Origin of the sequence: Aeromonas sp. WP2-W18-CRE-05, from assembly GCF_014168615.1 — a bacterium.
GTDB classification, from domain to species: Bacteria; Pseudomonadota; Gammaproteobacteria; order Enterobacterales; family Aeromonadaceae; genus Aeromonas; species Aeromonas caviae.
In genome coordinates this window covers 2,243,832-2,261,224 of sequence record NZ_AP021917.1, presented here as the reverse complement: position 1 = coordinate 2,261,224, position 17,393 = coordinate 2,243,832, and the positions used below count along the sequence as shown (strand labels likewise).

The following is a 17,393-nucleotide window of genomic DNA, read 5'->3' as shown; positions in this document are numbered from 1 at the left end:
AGATCATGGATGATCGGTATGGAAAATACTCGACGGTAGTGGTCAGTCAACTACCAACGGAAGAGTGGTACGCGAGCTTGGGGGACAACACCCTGGCAGATGCGATCCTGGACCGGCTGATGCACAACGCTCACCGGCTGTCACTGAAGGGAGAATCGATGAGAAAGAGGAGAAGTGAGTTGACCCAATCTGAACAGTCGAGTTAGAAACGAGATGACATGAGCGCGTTAAGGATCTGGGTGTTCACGTTGGCCGGAATCACTGTTCAACTTCACCGGAATACGCATACGGCGGGCAAGACGGGCTAATGGGCGCGGTGCTGCACAAATTCAAGCAATCATCCAAGAAAAAGACCGAGCAGGCCTTTGCCGAACATCGGGACTATTTGCTGCGTGATATCGACCACCTGACTGCCCAGCTGGCCGAGATCACCACCCTGCAGACCCTCAAACCCTATCTGGCGGCCCGCTGGGATCAGAAGCAAATGAGGTGGGATGAGGAAGAGGACGATATGGAATGGCTGTTTAGGTAACGGCCAGCGGTGACCGACCATCTCATCAAACAATCAAGGCGCCACTGGCGCCTTGATTGTTTTCACACTGCTGGTTTTTACACTGATCGTGCTATCGGATAGCCAGCCTTAAATCAGGGTCACCTGACGCGCTTTGCCATCAGGCACCAGCGCCTGTTCCTCATCGTGGATAGTTGTGAAGGGCTCAGGGGAAATGGCGGCTGCCGATGCGATTTTGCGCTGCTCAGCAATACCGATAACCTTCCCGCTAAGTTTTCTCTAAAATAATGGCCAGTAACTCTGCTTAGTTACTGGCCATCGTCTAAATTAAGCGTTCACATCTGGCAACAACGAACTCGGCTTGCCGTTTGAACTAACAAACAACCCCTTTATTGCCCGAGTCGCAGCAACGTGGAGCAAAGCGCGTTCATTAAACAAGGCATCCCGTTGTTCAACAGGATCATCCGATGCAATCGCTTTGGGTTCTGGAACGACGCCATCATTGATGCCGGCGAGGAATACATATTGGAACTCAAGCCCTTTGATTCGGTGCATGGTTGCAATACGGACCCCTTCTTGCTGATCGTTATCCGAACTGTCCTGCCCTAAAACAAAGGTTGGAATTCCTTCGCTGTTCAATGCCGTTGCGTAACGCTCATAGGCATGTCTGGTACGCGCCGTGAGACAAATATCCTGAGAGCGAACCCCATCGGCTAGCAAGGCTTTGGCCTGTTTAACAATCGTATCCGCTTCCGCTTTGAAGTCTGCAGAATGGGTGATTATCGGCTTTTCACCGTGCAGTAAGGATAAGTAGTCATTGCTGGCATCCTGCTCACCATCCAGGTTATCCACATTGACTCCAGTCAAGAGCGCAACTGCAAACTGCCGAGTCTCCTCGGTGGTTCGATAGTTTATTTTCAGCTTCTTACTACGGCGACCGCGCACGTTAATACCGCACAGCCCAAGAACCACCTTGTTACGATAAATACGTTGATGACCATCCCCGACGATAAACAGATCATTGGCTGAATCAGGTACCAAGCTACGGATCAGGGTAAATGCTGGGGAGCCAATATCTTGGGCCTCATCCACCACAATGTTGCTATAAGGCAATTGGAGCTGCTTTTCCTTGAACAGCACAATGGCCTCGTGCATGGCATCGCCCATTTCTCGCAACTTCGCACGATCCATCTGGGAGCGAAACTCTTCGAACACTGGCCATATCTTGGCTCGCTGAATACGGGACAGAGCCGTCCCTCGACCTAAGCGACTGACCTTTAGATACTCATCCCGGGTGTAGACTGCATTAGGTTGAACCACTCGCTGCCATTCTTCGGCGTAAAAGCCATCCGGCAAGCCTAACTCTGATGGCGCCAGTTGCAGGGCATATTTCCAGCAGCGGCGACGCCCCTCATCACTGTCGTAAACGACTTTAAAGTCGTAACCATGGCGTTTGAGTTGCTCTGTCATCCAGGCATCAATATTGACCACCTCAATGCGGGCCATCTCCTCACGACTGCAAAGACGCTGCAGGTTGGCACGAATATCCGCGGCCAGATTTCGGGTAAAGGTGGTAAAGAGTACCTTCTTGCCCGGCTGATCCGTCAGTCGTTGCGCTAACCAGCGAGCTCGATGCATAGCCACCACCGTCTTACCCGTCCCTGCCCCACCAAGCACTCGTACCGGCCCTGTCGCCGGAGACTCCACCAATTTGCGTTGACTGGGGTGTAAGAAGACGCGCCATTTCTCCAATGGCGCATTGAGCATCTGAATTAGCTCCTGCTCATTTTCCACGACATGGAAGCGGCGTTTGCTGCGAGCGATGGCCTCAGCAAAGTCATTGGTATCAACGGGCTCTTCAGGGTGGTCATTAAACTCCGCCAGCACCTCGGGATAGTCAATGCCTTCGGTCAACCAGTGCAACGGCTCCCACGCCTCTGCTGGCATCACTTTCTGTAGCTGGTTAAAGTCGGCTATATCGGTGAGTTCCATCACCTGGGCAATAAAGACCGGAGGAACCCCCAGCACCAATATCTGCTCAGAGGTATAAGCGGAAAATAGCTTTGGTTTTCTAATTTCAGTCGGTGAGACAGGTGCGATTTCAGGTACGGCTCGGATATAGCTGGTATCAACAACCTGAATGGCCCCTGTCAACGGGTGAATGGCGCAATCATGCCGACGAGCCCAGTCATAGGCCTCATCATGTTTGTCGACCCACATCAGCATATAAACTGAACCCTGCTCAGGCTTGAGCACAATCCCACGATAGGTCTGGTCAATACGCACCGAATGCACATTCGGGCTTCGAGCATCATGGATCTTTTCGTAGTTCAGGCCATTACTGGTAGGGTCCTGTCGAAATTTAGAAATGAACTCCTGCACCTTTTTTTGTTGTGCCTTGGGGATCCGAGCAAATGCACCCAAAAAACCATCAGAAAGTGCCACTTTAGGCGACTGGACCGTCATTCCTTACCTCCAGACAAAGACTGTAGTGTTTCCTGGCTGATCGGGCCCACGACGACCGTCCAACCACAGTTAGTAAATGGTGCAGCAGAAGCCTCATCTTCAAAGATGAGCGCACGTTTTTGTTCAGGCCATGCGAGATCTGCTTCGGCAACAATTTCGCCAAACTCGTTTTGCAACGGATAACCCAGGACCGGAACCGGCCAGGCTAATGTTTGCAGCAGGCTGATCTCCTGAGCCGTTAGCAAACTTAACTCGATGATTTCATTCCAATCACCATTATCTGAAATCTCTGGGGCGGGTTCTGTCGGTTCAACCACTATTTGAACTTGCGGATTGTGCACAGCCTTACGGCTGCTGAATGACATATCCGGCAAGAACTGCAGCAAATTCACCAGTCGCCAGAAACCATTGAGTCCGCGCTCATACCCCTCATCCTCGGTATAGCGATCATCAAAGCTCACATGCAGTCGCAATGCGGCACGCATCTGGTCAGCGGTGGTAGCTGGCTTGATATAACGCTGCGGCAACACCGAAGCCAGCTCAATAAACTGTTGGGATGAGCCACAGCTATCCAGCAGACCGCCAAAGACAAATGGCTCATCCGGCAGCAATTGCGCCTGTCGATAACCAGGTGCATTTTCATGCATTTCATAGGCAAACTTGTGCCTTATGCCGGCATCTTGGGATTTTTTCACATCGAGCCATACCCAGGCATGGGCTGCCGCCAGCTTTTGCCAGAGCAGATCTTTCATCGCCGGCTCTGCAATATAGTCGAGCAACAGATCAAAACTGTTGCGTTCACGAACTGCCCCTTCCAGGGTGGCAAATGTCATGTCATGGAAAGGGGAATAGAATTGGGGCTGTTTCATATCCGGGTTGTGACGTAATCCCAGTACATCCTGAATATGCTTGCAGCCAGTTTCATTCAGATCGCGCCAGGTAATAGTCCAAAGCCGATAATTGCCACTCTCTTTGATGGCTTGACGCTTTTGTACATCATCTTCGACGGTCTTCTTATGGAAGACAAAGCCATCGAGGAAAATGGCCACCGGCTTAACCGCCGCTGGTTGCGATACCGGATAAAGAACAAAATCAGGGCGGCATGGAATACCGACACCCTCTTTACTCCCCAGATCGACTTGCGCTTTGAGATGCCAGCTCGTGGAGGGTTCAGCACGAGTATTGATCATCCAGCCAGCCCCAGGATGGGCATAGCTGCGCGTCACTGCGAGCGCCTTGTTCTCCTGCAAGCAGCTGATGAAGCGTTTTTCCAACTCAGAGCCCATCATCACATCCAGCGGGATGGTATTGATGGTTTTCACCGAATGAAGTTTGTCGCTCGCCTCGATGATTTTTGCCAGCAGCTGACGCGCCTGATTGCGTGAAACATACTTCATCCGCCCCCGGTCACGGTAGGCATAGACGCAGCGATAGCAGCCATCCTTGGTGACATCATGGTTACAGCTGCACTCCACCAACGCCTGGTAAGCCAGTTGTAAGAGTTTCAACAGATTGTCAGGCGTACGCATCAGCTCCTTGAGAGAGCCAGTTCCGCCGGGTACTGAGTCATAGATCACCAGATACTGCCGCCAGGACTCCCCTTCGTTTTCCGGCTCGCGATAAACCACGCCCTTGAGGTGATCCACGTTGCCCTTGAAGTAATGTTTCAGCCCGAGCTGAATAGCTGCCCCCAGCGACGCCTCCACGATGCGATCCGCGCTGTAACTAGAGACCGGCAACAGGATGCGCAGCGCCTCGGACTCCAACTGCCGGTAGAGATAGAGATAATCCTCGAACTTCGCGCTTTCCGGCTCAGCCCGATGCTTACAACTCAGATCATGGCGCGCCTCGTGATCCCGAGGGCGTTGCACCATGCCGCAGCCCAGACAGACCCGAAAGCCGGTGCGCCGCTTCTTATCACCGGCGATAGTCAACTCGGCCGCATCGTCCATCTGCTTGCCGAAGTTAATATCCCGAAGGGTGACTTTGCTCAAAAACTCGAAACCAAACGGCACTTCCCCTTCGTCAATGGCATAGGCGGCCGCAACGTCGTCTGGTTCGTAGCTCACCAACAGCTGACGCTGGAAAAAAGTCAGTTCGCGGCTATCGCTCTCATCGCCAATCAGACTGTCCCGGGTATTGGCCCGTGCATACACCTGACGCAGTTTCAGCAGTGTCGTCTTCTGGCCCGCATCCGCCCAGCCGGGCGAGCCGCACTTAGGGCAATACTTATGCGGATCGCCGGATTGATCAATGTTCTCGCTGTAATTGCAATGACAACAGATACGCCAGTTTTCCGGCTCGGAGAGCTTCAGATCGATCTGTTCAATCTCGACTTTATGCCCACCGGCATAGAAATTGTTGAGCGGAGCCAGCTCCGCCAAGGCGGTAGAGGCTGGACGCTCATATTCGTAGGTGGTGTTCTGGTACTCCTTGACCTCACTCCCCTCGTTATCCTTCCGCCGCCAGAGCACGGAGCGCAGCGTGATCCCGGCTTCCGGGAAGGCATAGTTGGGCAATAGCCCCTCATCGGTGAAAAAGTTTAGCGTCTGCTTGTTGTTGATTTGATTGACCAACGCCATCAGCGCGTGCCGCTCGGAGACCAGGTCGCCCATGTCTTTTTCAAAATTCTGATCATGGGGTGAGCTCTCGAGCTTCTCGATGCTGCGTTTTAGCTTGTCGATACGGGCTCGCAGCGACTTGCGATCCTCAAGCAGCAAGGCCAAAGCCGTATCTACACGCTGAACCAAAGAGCGGGTGCCAGACTCCCCGATCAGGTATTGCTGCAAGTGCAGAAGGGTGTCCAGAGCTAAATCAGGGAAGATCGAGGCAAAACGATTGTGCAGCTCAACCCGATGATCCTCCACGAACCGCAGGAAGTTATAGGGGAACCCGGTTTTTCGTTCAGACTCCACCTCATCGAGCATCTGTTTGACGTTCTTACTAATAGCCGACGCTGGCACACCGGTTTTTACCCAGTTATCCATACAAAAAGCCGCCAACTGACGCTCAAGGATCGCCACGGCATTCAAAAATACCCCTGGAGCCTGCACCTGGCCTTGCATCATCTCCAACGGCTCTTGGAAGAAGAATTGATCGTGCGGGTTACCCTCGGCAACCGTGATATTCAGGGCGTTGCCATCCTTACGACCTGCCCGACCTATGCGCTGCAGGTAGTTGGCCTGAGCAGGCGGCACCGAACAGAGCAAGACCGTGGACAAGTCGCCCACATCAATCCCCATCTCCAGGGTTGGTGTGGCCGAGAGCAGATTGATATGCCAAGGCTGATGGCCTTTGTAGAACGACTGCTCGGTGGCCTCGCGCACCTCTCGCGTTAACAGGCCGGTATGCTCGGCCCCGACAACGCGCGCCACATCCAGATGATCCCACTGCCAGCTGACCTGATTAGCCACCGGCTGATAGTGGCCTTCACAACGCAGCGACATGCAAGGTGCACCTTGCCATTGCCAAGCCTGATCGGCGGGAGCATGGATCACTTCCCGACAGCATGAGCAATGGAGGCGAGCCACATCACGACTCACGAGCAGAGCCGAGGGCACCAGCCCCCAGGCCTCACGTCCCGAGGTCTCAAAGCTAGCCATGATACCGGCACGCTGCAGCCCCTTGAGCAGTGAGCGCAACAGGTTCTCATGAACACTGCTGATGAAGACGTTGTTGCCGTTATCCAGGGTACGATTGAGCCAATGCTGGTACCAGCTAGGGTTGGATTTGGCGCCGATCAGTCGCTGAAAACCATTGATCTTCTCAAAGCTGACATACGCAGGTTTGCGAGTTTTCGGCCCGATAGAGGGCATATAACGCGAAGTGCGTTCCTTCTGCGTCATCATGAAGGTCTTGCCATCACGGCGATAGCTCTCGAACGCAGGGTGCATCACGGCACCGGCTTGACGCATACGCCACAGCACACCGAGCGCCAGATGGGCGACTTTCTCGGCAGAGACTCCGCTCATCAGATCGCCAAACTCCTCGCCCAGTTGCTGATGCAAGGCGGCGATAGCCGGGTTGAAGCGCTGCATATCGATACCGGCACTGGCAAAACCGGTCACCTCCAGGGTGCGACCAATGCCAGCCCGCAAGGTAAACTCGCTATACACCTCCCAATCCAGCCGCAAGCTTACCAGCTCCGGCAGATCCGTTTTTTCTGGTAACTGGCCTTGCTGCTTGAGCTCTTGATAGTCATGGAGCCACAGCATATTGGGCGCAATAAAATTGGCCGCAAAGTGGGCATCATCCATGGAGCGAGCCCGGGCCTGCTCACATACCCGCTTGGCAAAGGCGTCCAGCGGCATGGCCTCATCCGTTGGCAGCAAACCGCCAATCTGACCGCGCACCATCAACGGCCAGGTGCGGGCGGTGAAGAAACTGGCGCGGTGTGCGGCATCCTGCACCGAGTCCGAGAAGGTAATGAGTTTCTTATGTTCGTTGAATCGGCTGCCATAGAGCTGATGGATCATCACCGCTGACAGGCTAGCGGCGCGAGACCCGAGGATCGAGATGCCCTGCTTGCTGTGGCAGAAAGGACACTCGTTGGCAAATTCCAGCTCATCCTTGCGCTCCTTGAGCATATCCGGGATCAGCACGGGCAACAGCCCATCATGGCCACAGTGACTGCACTGCGCGTTGCTCTGCTTGTTCAAGGAGAGACAAACCGGGCAGAGCTGCTGATGCTGACCACTGGCAGGCTTGTCGCTGCGATCGGGAAACACCAGCACCACAGAGCGGCCATGATCGAAGAACTGGCGATAGATCTCGTCCAGCTCGGTTTCCAGCTTGGCACTCTGACCATGGCGCATGCTGGCCCAACCGGTAGCATGGCAATCCCGGCAATGCACTACCGGCAGATAGTGGGTCCGATCCTCAATGCCGAGATCATTAGCAAAATGCAGTGTCGGGCTCTTTGCCACACTGGCAACCAGACGGGTCAACTCCCGCAACCAAAGCTGGGAACGCAACTGCACAAAGGGCCGCACCGGTCGAGGCTTACCCTCGGCCAGCCGTTTTTGTTGATCGGCTGGTGCTTCGAGAACGTCAAGGCGAGCCTGAGCTAGCAGCGCGACAAAGCTTTGCAACACCAGCGTTGCATGCTCAGGGCTGGAAGCCAGCATCACTTGCAAACTGTCGCAGCACTGCTGCTCGGAGAGAATGCCCTGTTGCTGCAGATCCTGTAGCAGGACATGCAGCATGCTGTGGCCACGCAACAGCTCACCGAGCGCGATGCGCAAACGTCGTCCGTCATCACTTTCCAGATCCGCCGGCAACACCAGATCACGTTCCGGGAACCAGAGCGGGATCTGGGCGTTCAGATACGCCACAGGGTTGGCATAATGTTGGGGCGATAGAAGTGCCATCTCATCGGCTTGAGGAAAGCGCGTATGGCGTAGCTCAAACCCCTGCAGAAACTCAGCGCTGCTGTAGCGATCCTCCCGGATCACCGAGCTGTCATCGAAGGGCTGATCAAAGATGGAGGTGGCATACTCCAGCAGTTGTCCCAGCTCGTCACCTACGGTCGCCGAGGTGCCGACACAGGCAAAGCGGCTGCTATCCACGCTGATATGATGTTTCAAGCGCCGCACCAGACAGGCCAGATCCGACCCCTGAGCCCCATCAAAGGTATGCAGCTCATCCACCACCAGATAACGCAGGGTGCCGGGCTGATTGTAACGCCACAACGGCTGATCAATCGGCCGCATCAGCAGATAATCCAGCATCTTGTAGTTAGTCAGCAGGATATCGGGGGGGCTCTCCCTGAGCGTGTGCTTACAGGTGATGACCGAGTCTGCCCCCATCCGCTTGCTGGGGAACTCCTCGCTATCACCAACGAACAAGCCGACGGTCACCTTGCCATGCAGTTGAGGATCGCTGGCAATCGACTTGGCAAAACGGCTGGCCTGATCGGTGGCCAACGCATTCATCGGATAGATAACAATGGCCTTGACCCCGGCCCCTGGCGTGCCTGCGCAGTAGTTGAGCAAGGGGTACATAAAACACTCGGTTTTCCCCGAGCCGGTGCCGGTGGCCACCAGCGTCGGCTTTGGCTCGGCTGCCCCTAATCGTTCGAAGGCCCTCGCCTGATGCGCATGGGGAGGAAACGGCAAGCTCAGATGGGCAAAGAAGTCCAGCGCCAGCGTACTCTGCCGAAACGGCAACTGCGCCGAGAGATAGGGCCCTTTGAGCAGCGCCTCCGGATCGGCCAGAAACTTTTCCAGCATCTGATGCCCTTCCGGATTGAGTTCACTGCCCGCCTGTTCGCTAAACAGCGGGCTGTTCATCGGAAACGCCGCGCGTAAAAACGCGGCAACACTGTCGGCCACCTGCCGACTGACAACGGAAGGTAGCATCAATCACACTCCTGCTGATCGGCAAAAAACGCCCAGGCGACGCGGTAGTCATCTTCGCGGTCGGGTTTGATAAAGGGGGCCTGCCAGGTGATGGTGCGGCGCTGCACGCCACCCGGGCGGGTGTCGTCGTCGAAGGTGACGCTGACGGTGCCAGTGGTCAGGTGCTTGATATCGTCCCAGCCGATGGCCAAATCAGGCCCGCTGCCGCCGGTCCACTGCGGGCTATCCACCGCATAGACGATGCCGGCCTTGAGATCGGCTTTGCGCGCGGTGCGTGGCAGGCCGACGCCGACCAGCCCCTTGCTCGGGGTAAAGACGATGCGGCCGACTTGGTCATACCAGGTATCCGCTTCGTACTGGCGCATCACCGGGAACTGCACCCGATAGATAGTCAGCAGCTCATCGAGCGTCAGCCCCAGCGCCTGAGCCACCAGCACATCGATTTCGACCAGTGCCTGACGGCGGCTATAGTCGGTGCGCAGCGCACAATCGCGCTGCCAGTGAGGCGTCAGGTTGGCGAAGAAGCGCTGCGGCAATTGTGGCAGAGCGCGACTCCAACGTTGCTGGTTAAACTCTGGCTGATAACAAGATTGCCAAAGGTCATCGTAATTTTTAGTCAAACAATTAAGCATCAAAGTTCGCAGGTTTGCAGAAGATAATTCTACGTAAGGGAACCCACGAAGTGTTGACTCATAAACATCTGCCCTACCTGTTGTTTTAAGAAAGAAATCTGCAACCAATGACTGAGAGAAAGATGCAAAACTAACTAAGGTGGTCGCTTCTTTAAATGTTGTGGACAGAACCGGATGGATATGGCCAACCATTTTGGGGGCGATTGATGAAATCAATGAACGTTCTGAGGAAGCACCAAACATTCTTCGATTAACAAACCGATAATACTCCGTAACCTTCTTAGGCCCATCTTCGCCTGGTTCGGTCCAGCTCACCCGCGGGGTGCGGCGGGCATACTCTTCGGCATCACAGGCCGGAATATAGTTGGTGCGCGGCAGGTAGTCGTCCGGCAGGGTGAGCAGATCGAGGTTATCGTAGGCCTTGTTAGTATCACAAACCGCCTTTGGGGTGTTGTAGAAAGGATTACCAACAAAGAAGTGAGGGCCGGAAAGAATCCACTGCGAGGCATTCTCAGGAAACTGCGTCTGTCGCTTTGTTGTGCCATCTTTTTGCGCATTGGTTTCATCGAACATGACTGTCGAAAAATATTCACCCTGCAGATCCCCCAATCGCTGGGGCTGATCAGCAAATTTTTCCAATACCACAACCAACTGCTCGGCATGCAAAGCGGGTAAGCGAGCCTGGAGAGCAGGGGTTCCCTCGACATCATACAAACGGGCGAACAATTCCAACTGCTCAGTTTCAACGCTAACTATCCGATTGCTATGACCCTGATAGTTCCATTTAACCTTAACTTTGCCATCAACTTCGGTTTCTTCCTTGATACCGGGAACATCCCCCTGTCCATTGTGCTGGTAACAAGCATCAATAGTCTGTGGGATGAACAAGTTGGATATATGGGAAAAATAAGGCTCGACAGAGAATGGGCCATAGACGTTTATACTAAACAATGTTTGATTGTGGACTTCCGAAAACAGTTTGGTTTCATTAATAAACTGAAAATGCGCCCGCAAGCGAGGATAAACTGCAGCCCGCAATAACCCGCCCTTGGGGTCATCGTAGATCCCTTCGGGATGCAGGAAACCGGAGACCCCTCGCTCGGAGCCCAAGCGCCAGGCCTGCGGTAGGAAACATTTATAGAGGTTGGTCTGAGTACCCTTAAGCACCGGATAGTTCTGCAGGGCCTTGAGGAAATTTTGCGTCCCTTCACAGCCCTCATATTCGCTGCGCCAAGCGGCTTCCAGTGCCGGGATTTGATTGAATGTCTGCTCGCGTAGTGTAGCCAACCGGGCAGCAGCCAGGTTGCGCAGCACAAATTCCGGCTCAAAATCCCCCAGGACGCCGGCCTCCTGCCACTCCACCTTGAGCCAGGGCGGGTTCCCCAGCATCAGATCGAATCCTCCGCGCTCGGCAAACAGATCGCAAAACTCCAGATCCCAGTGGAAGAAGCGTTGGGCGCGGGTGATTTCATCTACCAGCTGCAGGCGGGGCAATGCGGCAAAGAGTTTATTGCGTTGCAGCACACCGCTGCCGCTAAACAGCGACATCTGCTCACCGGCAGCCGGATCGAGACCCAGATCCAGCTGGCCGCTGGCCGCCGGTTCGGATTGGGCTTCGGCGCTGGTCTGCACCACGCCATCGAGCAGGGTCTCGATTTCAAACAGCCAGTCGGCGCGATCGGGCAGCTCAGCGGCCTGGTCGATAGGCCAGAACCAGAGGGCACACCAGTAGTCCATCACCCAGCGCAGTTTCTGGTAGGCACTGCTCTCCTGCTGACGGCCGCTGAGGGTGGCATCCTTGCTGCTGAGGCTGGCATGCACCTGTGCCGTGCTAGGGTTCGGCCACACCGGATAGCTGTCGGCGGTCTGATGGCGTTCGGCGTTGAGCTGCTGACGATACGCCTGCCACAGCGCCTCGACCTTGGCGCTGATGCGCTGCAGATCGGTGATCTCGCTCGGGCTCAAGCTGGCGGTAAACGCCTTGCGCCAGGTATCCAGCGCCTTGAACGCCGCGGGATAGCGCGCCTTGACGGTCTTGTCGCTGTAGCTGGCCATACCGGCATCCGGCAGCAGGAAATGGAACACCTGTTTGTCGGCCCGGGGGGTTTTCATCGCCAGCGGGTGCGGCTCGCTGTTAAGCCAGCTCGGGTCTTTGGCCTTCTTGTAACTGAGCTCACTGACGTTAAACAGCTGGCGGCGAGCGCCAATCAGCGAGTTACCGCAATGCAACTGATAACCGAACCAGGGCACAAAGGCATCGCCACTGATGGCGTTGAGCCAGAGCGAGACTTCGGCCAGCTCGACCGCTACCGGGTTCAAGTCGACGCCGAACACGTTGTTATCGGCGATATACATCTTCACCCGTTGCAGCTCGCGGGTGTAGCTATCTTGCGGAATGCGCTTGCCCTCGGCTTGCTGCTTATGCTGCAGATAGGCTTCGGCCAGTTGGTTGATGGCTTCGTTCAAGAAGGCCGCACTGCCCATCGCCGGCTCGCAGACGGTCAGATGCAAGATGGCATCGGCCCGGGCATGAAGGTCATCAATCGGCTCGATCTGCTCCTTGAACAGCTCTTTTAACGCATATTTGACCAGGGAGCGGGTCAGCACTTCCGGCGTGTAGTAGGAGGCGGATTTTTCGCGGTCACGCCCGGCCATGCGGTAGATAAAGCTGCCCCTTGCGATGGATGCGAAGTGTTCCTTTCCGCTTACCAAGGCTGTCTTCTGTCTCAAATACCTTTTCATCATCGTGATATTTGCCAATCTCGGCGGCGGTGACGAAGTAGCCGGTATCCAGCTCGTTGAACTCGCTGTCGGCCTTTTTCACCTCGTACAGATCTTCACTGGCAAAGAAGCCTCGGTAAGAGAGCAGCGCCTCGTACACGGCACCCAACTGGTTGATGCCCAGCTGGCGGTAGGAGATGCGACCACGACGACTGAAGCGCCCCTTGCCTGGACGGCTGAGGGACATGGCGTGGATGACCTGTTGCAGGGTTTCGTTACGAAACACCACGCGGTTGAGATGGCGGGTTTTATCGCTGGCGAACAGGTGGCTTTCCAGTTGCGGAATGAAGAACTGATGATCGTTGATGCTGAGGTGCGCTTCATGCTCCTCGCCGGCCGCGATACCCAAATCGCCCTGAGCCTGGATGCCACCGCCATAGCCTTCACGCACCAGCTTGAACAACATCTCCAGGCTGTCGTGCAGGTAGTGACCATTGCGATCCTCTTCGGTGGTCAAGGGGATCATCTCCAGATCGCGCAGCGTCTCCAGGCTGTAGCCCTGCAGATAGGTCTTGGCGGTCATGGGGGCATAACCCAGCTCCGGGCGCGCCTCGATATAGAAGAGGAACAGCAGACGGTACATGTAGCGCAGGCACTCACGGCTCAGGTCATCTGGACTGACGGCCTTCTGCCCTGTGTAGGTGGCCAGCCCGCGCTCGATGAGGTAGCTCATCGCCTCGTTGCCCAGCAGCTCTATGCTCTCGCGCAGGGCGTATTTGAGATCTTCGGAGACGCCAAAGGCATGCTTATGGGAGTTGTCATCCAGCGAGTCGAGATAAGGCGCACCGCTGCCGGGCAGCAGCGAATCCTTATGCAGCAACGCCGCGACGGCCTTGAGAGTATCGCCCTCGCGACGGCTCAATATCTCTTCAAAATCAAAACGCAACAGGCGGTTCTGCGCCCACTTGGTTCGGTCGAGCAGCAGCAGTTGGCGGTTGCCCAGCAGCAGCACAAAGCGGGGCGGCTCGGCCTGAGTAAAGACGCTGGAGGAAAGCAGATCCTGCCAGCTACGCGGCTCCCCGCGGCTGTTCTTGCACAGATTGTCACGCAGTTTTGGGTCAACATCGGCCGGGAATTGTGCCTTGAGCAGTGGCAGCGAGAGCGGATCGCTACTGCCCTCCTCTGCATCGTGGGCTTCGGCAATCCACAGCCAAGGGCTGCCATCGGCACTGTTGTAACGGGCCACCAGCGGCAGCGGCGCGTTGTCATCCAGCGTCTGGAGCTGTGGAGTCAGCTCATAACCGAGTGCCTGCAACAGCGGCTGCCAGCGGCTGCGCTGATCAGCTAGACGTTGCGCGACCTGGCGCTGCTTTTCATGCTCGGCCAACTGACGGAAAAACACAGTAGCCAGGGTGCTGAGTTGATTCCACGGGGCGCGATACCCGGCGGCAACCTCTTTGCCCTGCTCGCGGGCAGCCCGTTCGATCTCCCGGGCCGCGTTTTCCTGTTCCGTCCAGGGCTCCAGTACATCGCGAATGTCGTTGCTGAAGACCTCGCCCAGGTAGTGGTTGGAGTAGAATTCGTTTTCGTTGTTGATGCCGACTAGTGCCATAAATTAACCCTCCGCCCCGGTAATGACTGCAATGAGCTGGATATACGGCTCTTTTTCTGTGGTCATGGTGTCCTGGATCCACTCCAGATAGCTTTCGAAGTTGTGCTCTATCTCGCGCTGGCGCTGCTCTTTGCGGTTTTGTTTGACCGACTCGAGCTGCTTGTTATCGGCAAAGTCCAGATCCAGCTGCTTGAGCTGACGCCCCTTGAGCACATCGAGCTTCTCCAACTGTTCGGTCAGCCGCTGGTTGATCTGCTCCTCAAAGGCATTGCGCTCATGCACAAAAACCTCTTTGGCGTGGTTGATGGCCGCTTCAAGTAACTGCTGTTGACGCTCATGGTTACGCTGCAGGCCACCGGCATTGGAGAGCTTGCCTGCCAGTTGCGGATGGTCGGCCACAAATTGCGCGAACGGTACACTGCCGGTGAAAGCCTCGCGGTTGAAGCTGACCACCAGCCAGGGGTTGACCATGGGGTGCGATTTGCGGTTCGGGAACAGACCGGAGAGGATGAAGTGATCTTCGTCCGGCGACAGGGTATGCGACAGGCGTATCACCGGCGCCTGATGGCGACCAAACGCAGCCTGCATCTTGTCATCCAGCCACTGCACCACCGGGTTGATCTGCCACAGGTAGTGCACCGATGGCCAGGCATGCTGCTCACCACGTGAACGGGTAATGGCCTCGGTAATAACCTGTTTGTCCTGACTGAGGTAGAGCTCCCAATTCTCCGGGGTGATTTCCGGCGGCAGTTGCGCAAAACGACGGCGCAGCTCCTCTGGTGCCACCAGTGAGAGCGTGCCATCCGGCAAGGTATCGTACTGGATGGTCTGGCCGCTGGTTTTCCCAATGGTCTTGAGAAAGCCCAGCGCCTTCTCGCAGTAGGCCTGCTCGCTGGCAAACAGCGAGGTGTCGCTGGCCGTTGCCGTTGTGCTATCGCTACTCACACCACTTGCCAGAGCCCCAAGTAGATCATGCTCAGGGCTCTGAGTCACATTGCTGTTGAGCAAGGCTTCGAACAGGCTGGCGCCATCATCATCCCGCATCATAAAGTCGGTGACTTGCTGCTCTTCCTCTTCCTGGGTGTATTTGCCGGTGAACTCCGAGCTGTCACCGATGTTTATCTGCGCCTGCTCATCCTTGTTGATCAACACCTCGAGTACGCGCATATCGCCGTTGATCTGCGCCTCGGTCGCTTCGGTCAACAGATAACGGATCTGCGGTACCTGTTTCTGACCGTAACGATCGATACGACCGTTGCGCTGCTGGAAGACCATCAGCGACCAGGGAATATCAAAGTGGATCATCTTGTGGCTGAGGTGGTGCAGGTTGATACCTTCGGAGGCGACATCCGAGCAGATCAGCAAGCGCAGTGGGGACTGCTCTTTACCAAAGGCCTCGACGGTTTCCATCAGCACAGTGTCACCCTGATCACCGCGCAGCGTAGCCAGTTGCTCGCCCTTGAGTTTCAGGTCGGCTTGCAACTGATTGGCAAGAAACTCCAGGGTCTTGATGCTTTCGGTGAAGATCACCAGACGGTCATCGCTCTTATTGGCCTTCCACTGCAAATCGGCGCGGATCGTCTCCAGTAGCAACTGGTACTTGCTGAACTGGCTGGCATCGACGTTATTGAGCGCGGCAAGCAGCGACTGCAGTTCGTTGATCTGGCTTTGGCTGTTGATCTCCTTGCGGCTTTCCAACCGTTTAAGACGATTGGCCACCACGCTGGCACATGCCATCGGGCTGGAGAACAGAGCCTTTTCCAGGGTGACCTTGAACAGCCGCCCCTTGGTCGCGGGAGTATCGTCGTCATCATCATCGCGTAGCTTGCTCTCTACCAGTCGCCGATAAACCTCCTCCTCGGCCGCACTGGCTTTACGCTTGAGGGCACTGATCTGGCGCTCCGGGAACTCACCGACCATCTGATCCTTGACGTCTTTCTTGAAGCGCCGCACCACCAGGTTCTTATCCGCAAAATCGCTGTACTCATACTCTTGCGGGTTGGCGATGGCAGTTGGATCCAGCATGTTCATCAGGCTGGCAAAGCTCTCCGGCTTGCCGTCATGGGGCGTGGCCGAGAGCATGATCAGGGTATCGCTGCGCCCTGCCAGCAGCTTGGCCAGTTTGCTGCGCAACGAGCTGGTGCCGCGCTCGGCGACGTTGTGTGCCTCGTCGATGACGATGATGTCCCACCAGGCATTTTCCAGATGATGGCGGTACTCGATGTCCTGCTTGAGGGTATCAATCGAGATGATGGTCTTGTCGAAATAGTGGAACGGGTTGTGATTGGTTGGGATACGATTGCGCACCCGTTGCAGTCCGGCAGAGTCCAGACGGGTCAGCGGGATGGCAAAACGACTCCAGAACTCTTTTTGGAACTGGGTCAGCATCGACTTGACCGCCAGTACCAAGATTCGTTTGCCGCGACCACGCCGGATCAACTCCGACACCAATATGCCTGCTTCGAGTGTCTTTCCCAGGCCCACCGCATCGGCAATCAAGATCCGCTGCCGGGGTTGCGCCAGCGCCATGCTGGTCGGGTCAAGCTGGAACGGCATGGAGTCCATCGCCGCCCGGTGGCCGAAGTGCACCAGATTATCGGTCGGTACGCGCTGACGCAGTTGGCTCTCGATATAGAGCTGCGCAGCCTGGTAGTTCGCCGAGTCGTCCTCCACCAGTTTGGTTTTGGCCGGATCGAGGATCTCAATTTTCTGCTCCAGTTTGGTCAGGAACAGCCCTTCTTTACCGCGTACCAGCTCGGAGATGCCATCACAGGTCAGCAGGTGGCCACCATCACCACTGTTGTCCGCACGGCGAATACGCCACTCCGCATCCCGAATCACCACCCGCATACCGGGTGCAAAATTGTGCTCGTTCATTTGTCTTATCTTTCTGTCTGAGCAGTGTGACCAAACGTTTGCCCATCCAATACCGATGGGCGCTAACCACTGGGCACTGCGATAAAAAGGGAACAAAAGAGTACCATGAGGTCAAGCCTGTTGTAATGACAAAGGCCATGATTCATAAGATATTCTTTCGTTTTTCAGCTAGATAAAAAACTCATCGTGAAACAATGAAAGCCTCGTAGACACGA

6 protein-coding genes and 1 pseudogene are annotated in these 17,393 nt (G+C 55.7%); 2 read left to right on the top strand and 5 right to left on the bottom strand.

Annotated elements, in window-relative coordinates:
• Window positions 1-2: 2 nt before the first annotated feature.
• Window positions 3-206: pseudogene (gene istB / locus H7R73_RS10640) on the top strand (IS21-like element ISAs29 family helper ATPase IstB); the annotation flags it as partial.
• 101 nt (window positions 207-307) lie between these two features.
• The gene (locus tag H7R73_RS10635) at window positions 308-532 is read left to right on the top strand and encodes a hypothetical protein (protein ID WP_021140986.1); all 225 of its coding nucleotides are present in this window, start codon (window positions 308-310) and stop codon (window positions 530-532) included.
• A 306-nt stretch (window positions 533-838) separates the two neighbouring features.
• Here the strand turns inward: H7R73_RS10635 and H7R73_RS10630 are convergent, their stop codons facing one another.
• Genes H7R73_RS10630 through H7R73_RS10615 form a run of 5 tightly spaced genes read right to left on the bottom strand, consistent with a single transcriptional unit; the run spans window position 839 to window position 17,178 of the window.
• Entirely contained in the window at window positions 839-2,977 is a 2,139-nt protein-coding gene (locus H7R73_RS10630) for a UvrD-helicase domain-containing protein (protein WP_182951705.1), read from the bottom strand.
• Window positions 2,974-9,336, bottom strand: coding sequence for a DEAD/DEAH box helicase (locus tag H7R73_RS10625; RefSeq protein WP_161648234.1), 6,363 nt, complete (start codon window positions 9,334-9,336; stop codon window positions 2,974-2,976). Before H7R73_RS10625 ends, H7R73_RS10630 begins: the two co-directional genes overlap by 4 nt.
• Window positions 9,336-12,680, bottom strand: coding sequence for a hypothetical protein (locus H7R73_RS10620; protein ID WP_232092768.1), 3,345 nt, complete (start codon window positions 12,678-12,680; stop codon window positions 9,336-9,338). Before H7R73_RS10620 ends, H7R73_RS10625 begins: the two co-directional genes overlap by 1 nt.
• On the bottom strand, window positions 12,610-14,301 hold the full coding sequence (locus H7R73_RS24180) for a hypothetical protein (protein ID WP_232092767.1): 1,692 nt from the start codon (window positions 14,299-14,301) through the stop codon (window positions 12,610-12,612). The genes H7R73_RS10620 and H7R73_RS24180 overlap by 71 nt, the downstream gene beginning before the upstream one ends.
• Before the next feature lie 3 nt (window positions 14,302-14,304).
• Window positions 14,305-17,178: a DEAD/DEAH box helicase gene (locus tag H7R73_RS10615; protein WP_161648232.1), complete on the bottom strand. Its 2,874-nt coding sequence runs from the start codon at window positions 17,176-17,178 to the stop codon at window positions 14,305-14,307.
• Window positions 17,179-17,393 lie beyond the last annotated feature (215 nt).

Excerpts from the sequence above, each read along its gene's own strand:
- H7R73_RS24180 (WP_232092767.1), bottom strand. The coding sequence starts at position 14,301 with ATGGCACTAGTCGGCATCAACAACGAAAACGAATTCTACTCCAACCAC.
- H7R73_RS10630 (WP_182951705.1), bottom strand. The coding sequence starts at position 2,977 with ATGACGGTCCAGTCGCCTAAAGTGGCACTTTCTGATGGTTTTTTGGGT.
- H7R73_RS10615 (WP_161648232.1), bottom strand. The coding sequence starts at position 17,178 with ATGAACGAGCACAATTTTGCACCCGGTATGCGGGTGGTGATTCGGGAT.
- H7R73_RS10635 (WP_021140986.1), top strand. The coding sequence starts at position 308 with ATGGGCGCGGTGCTGCACAAATTCAAGCAATCATCCAAGAAAAAGACC.
- H7R73_RS10625 (WP_161648234.1), bottom strand. The coding sequence starts at position 9,336 with ATGCTACCTTCCGTTGTCAGTCGGCAGGTGGCCGACAGTGTTGCCGCG.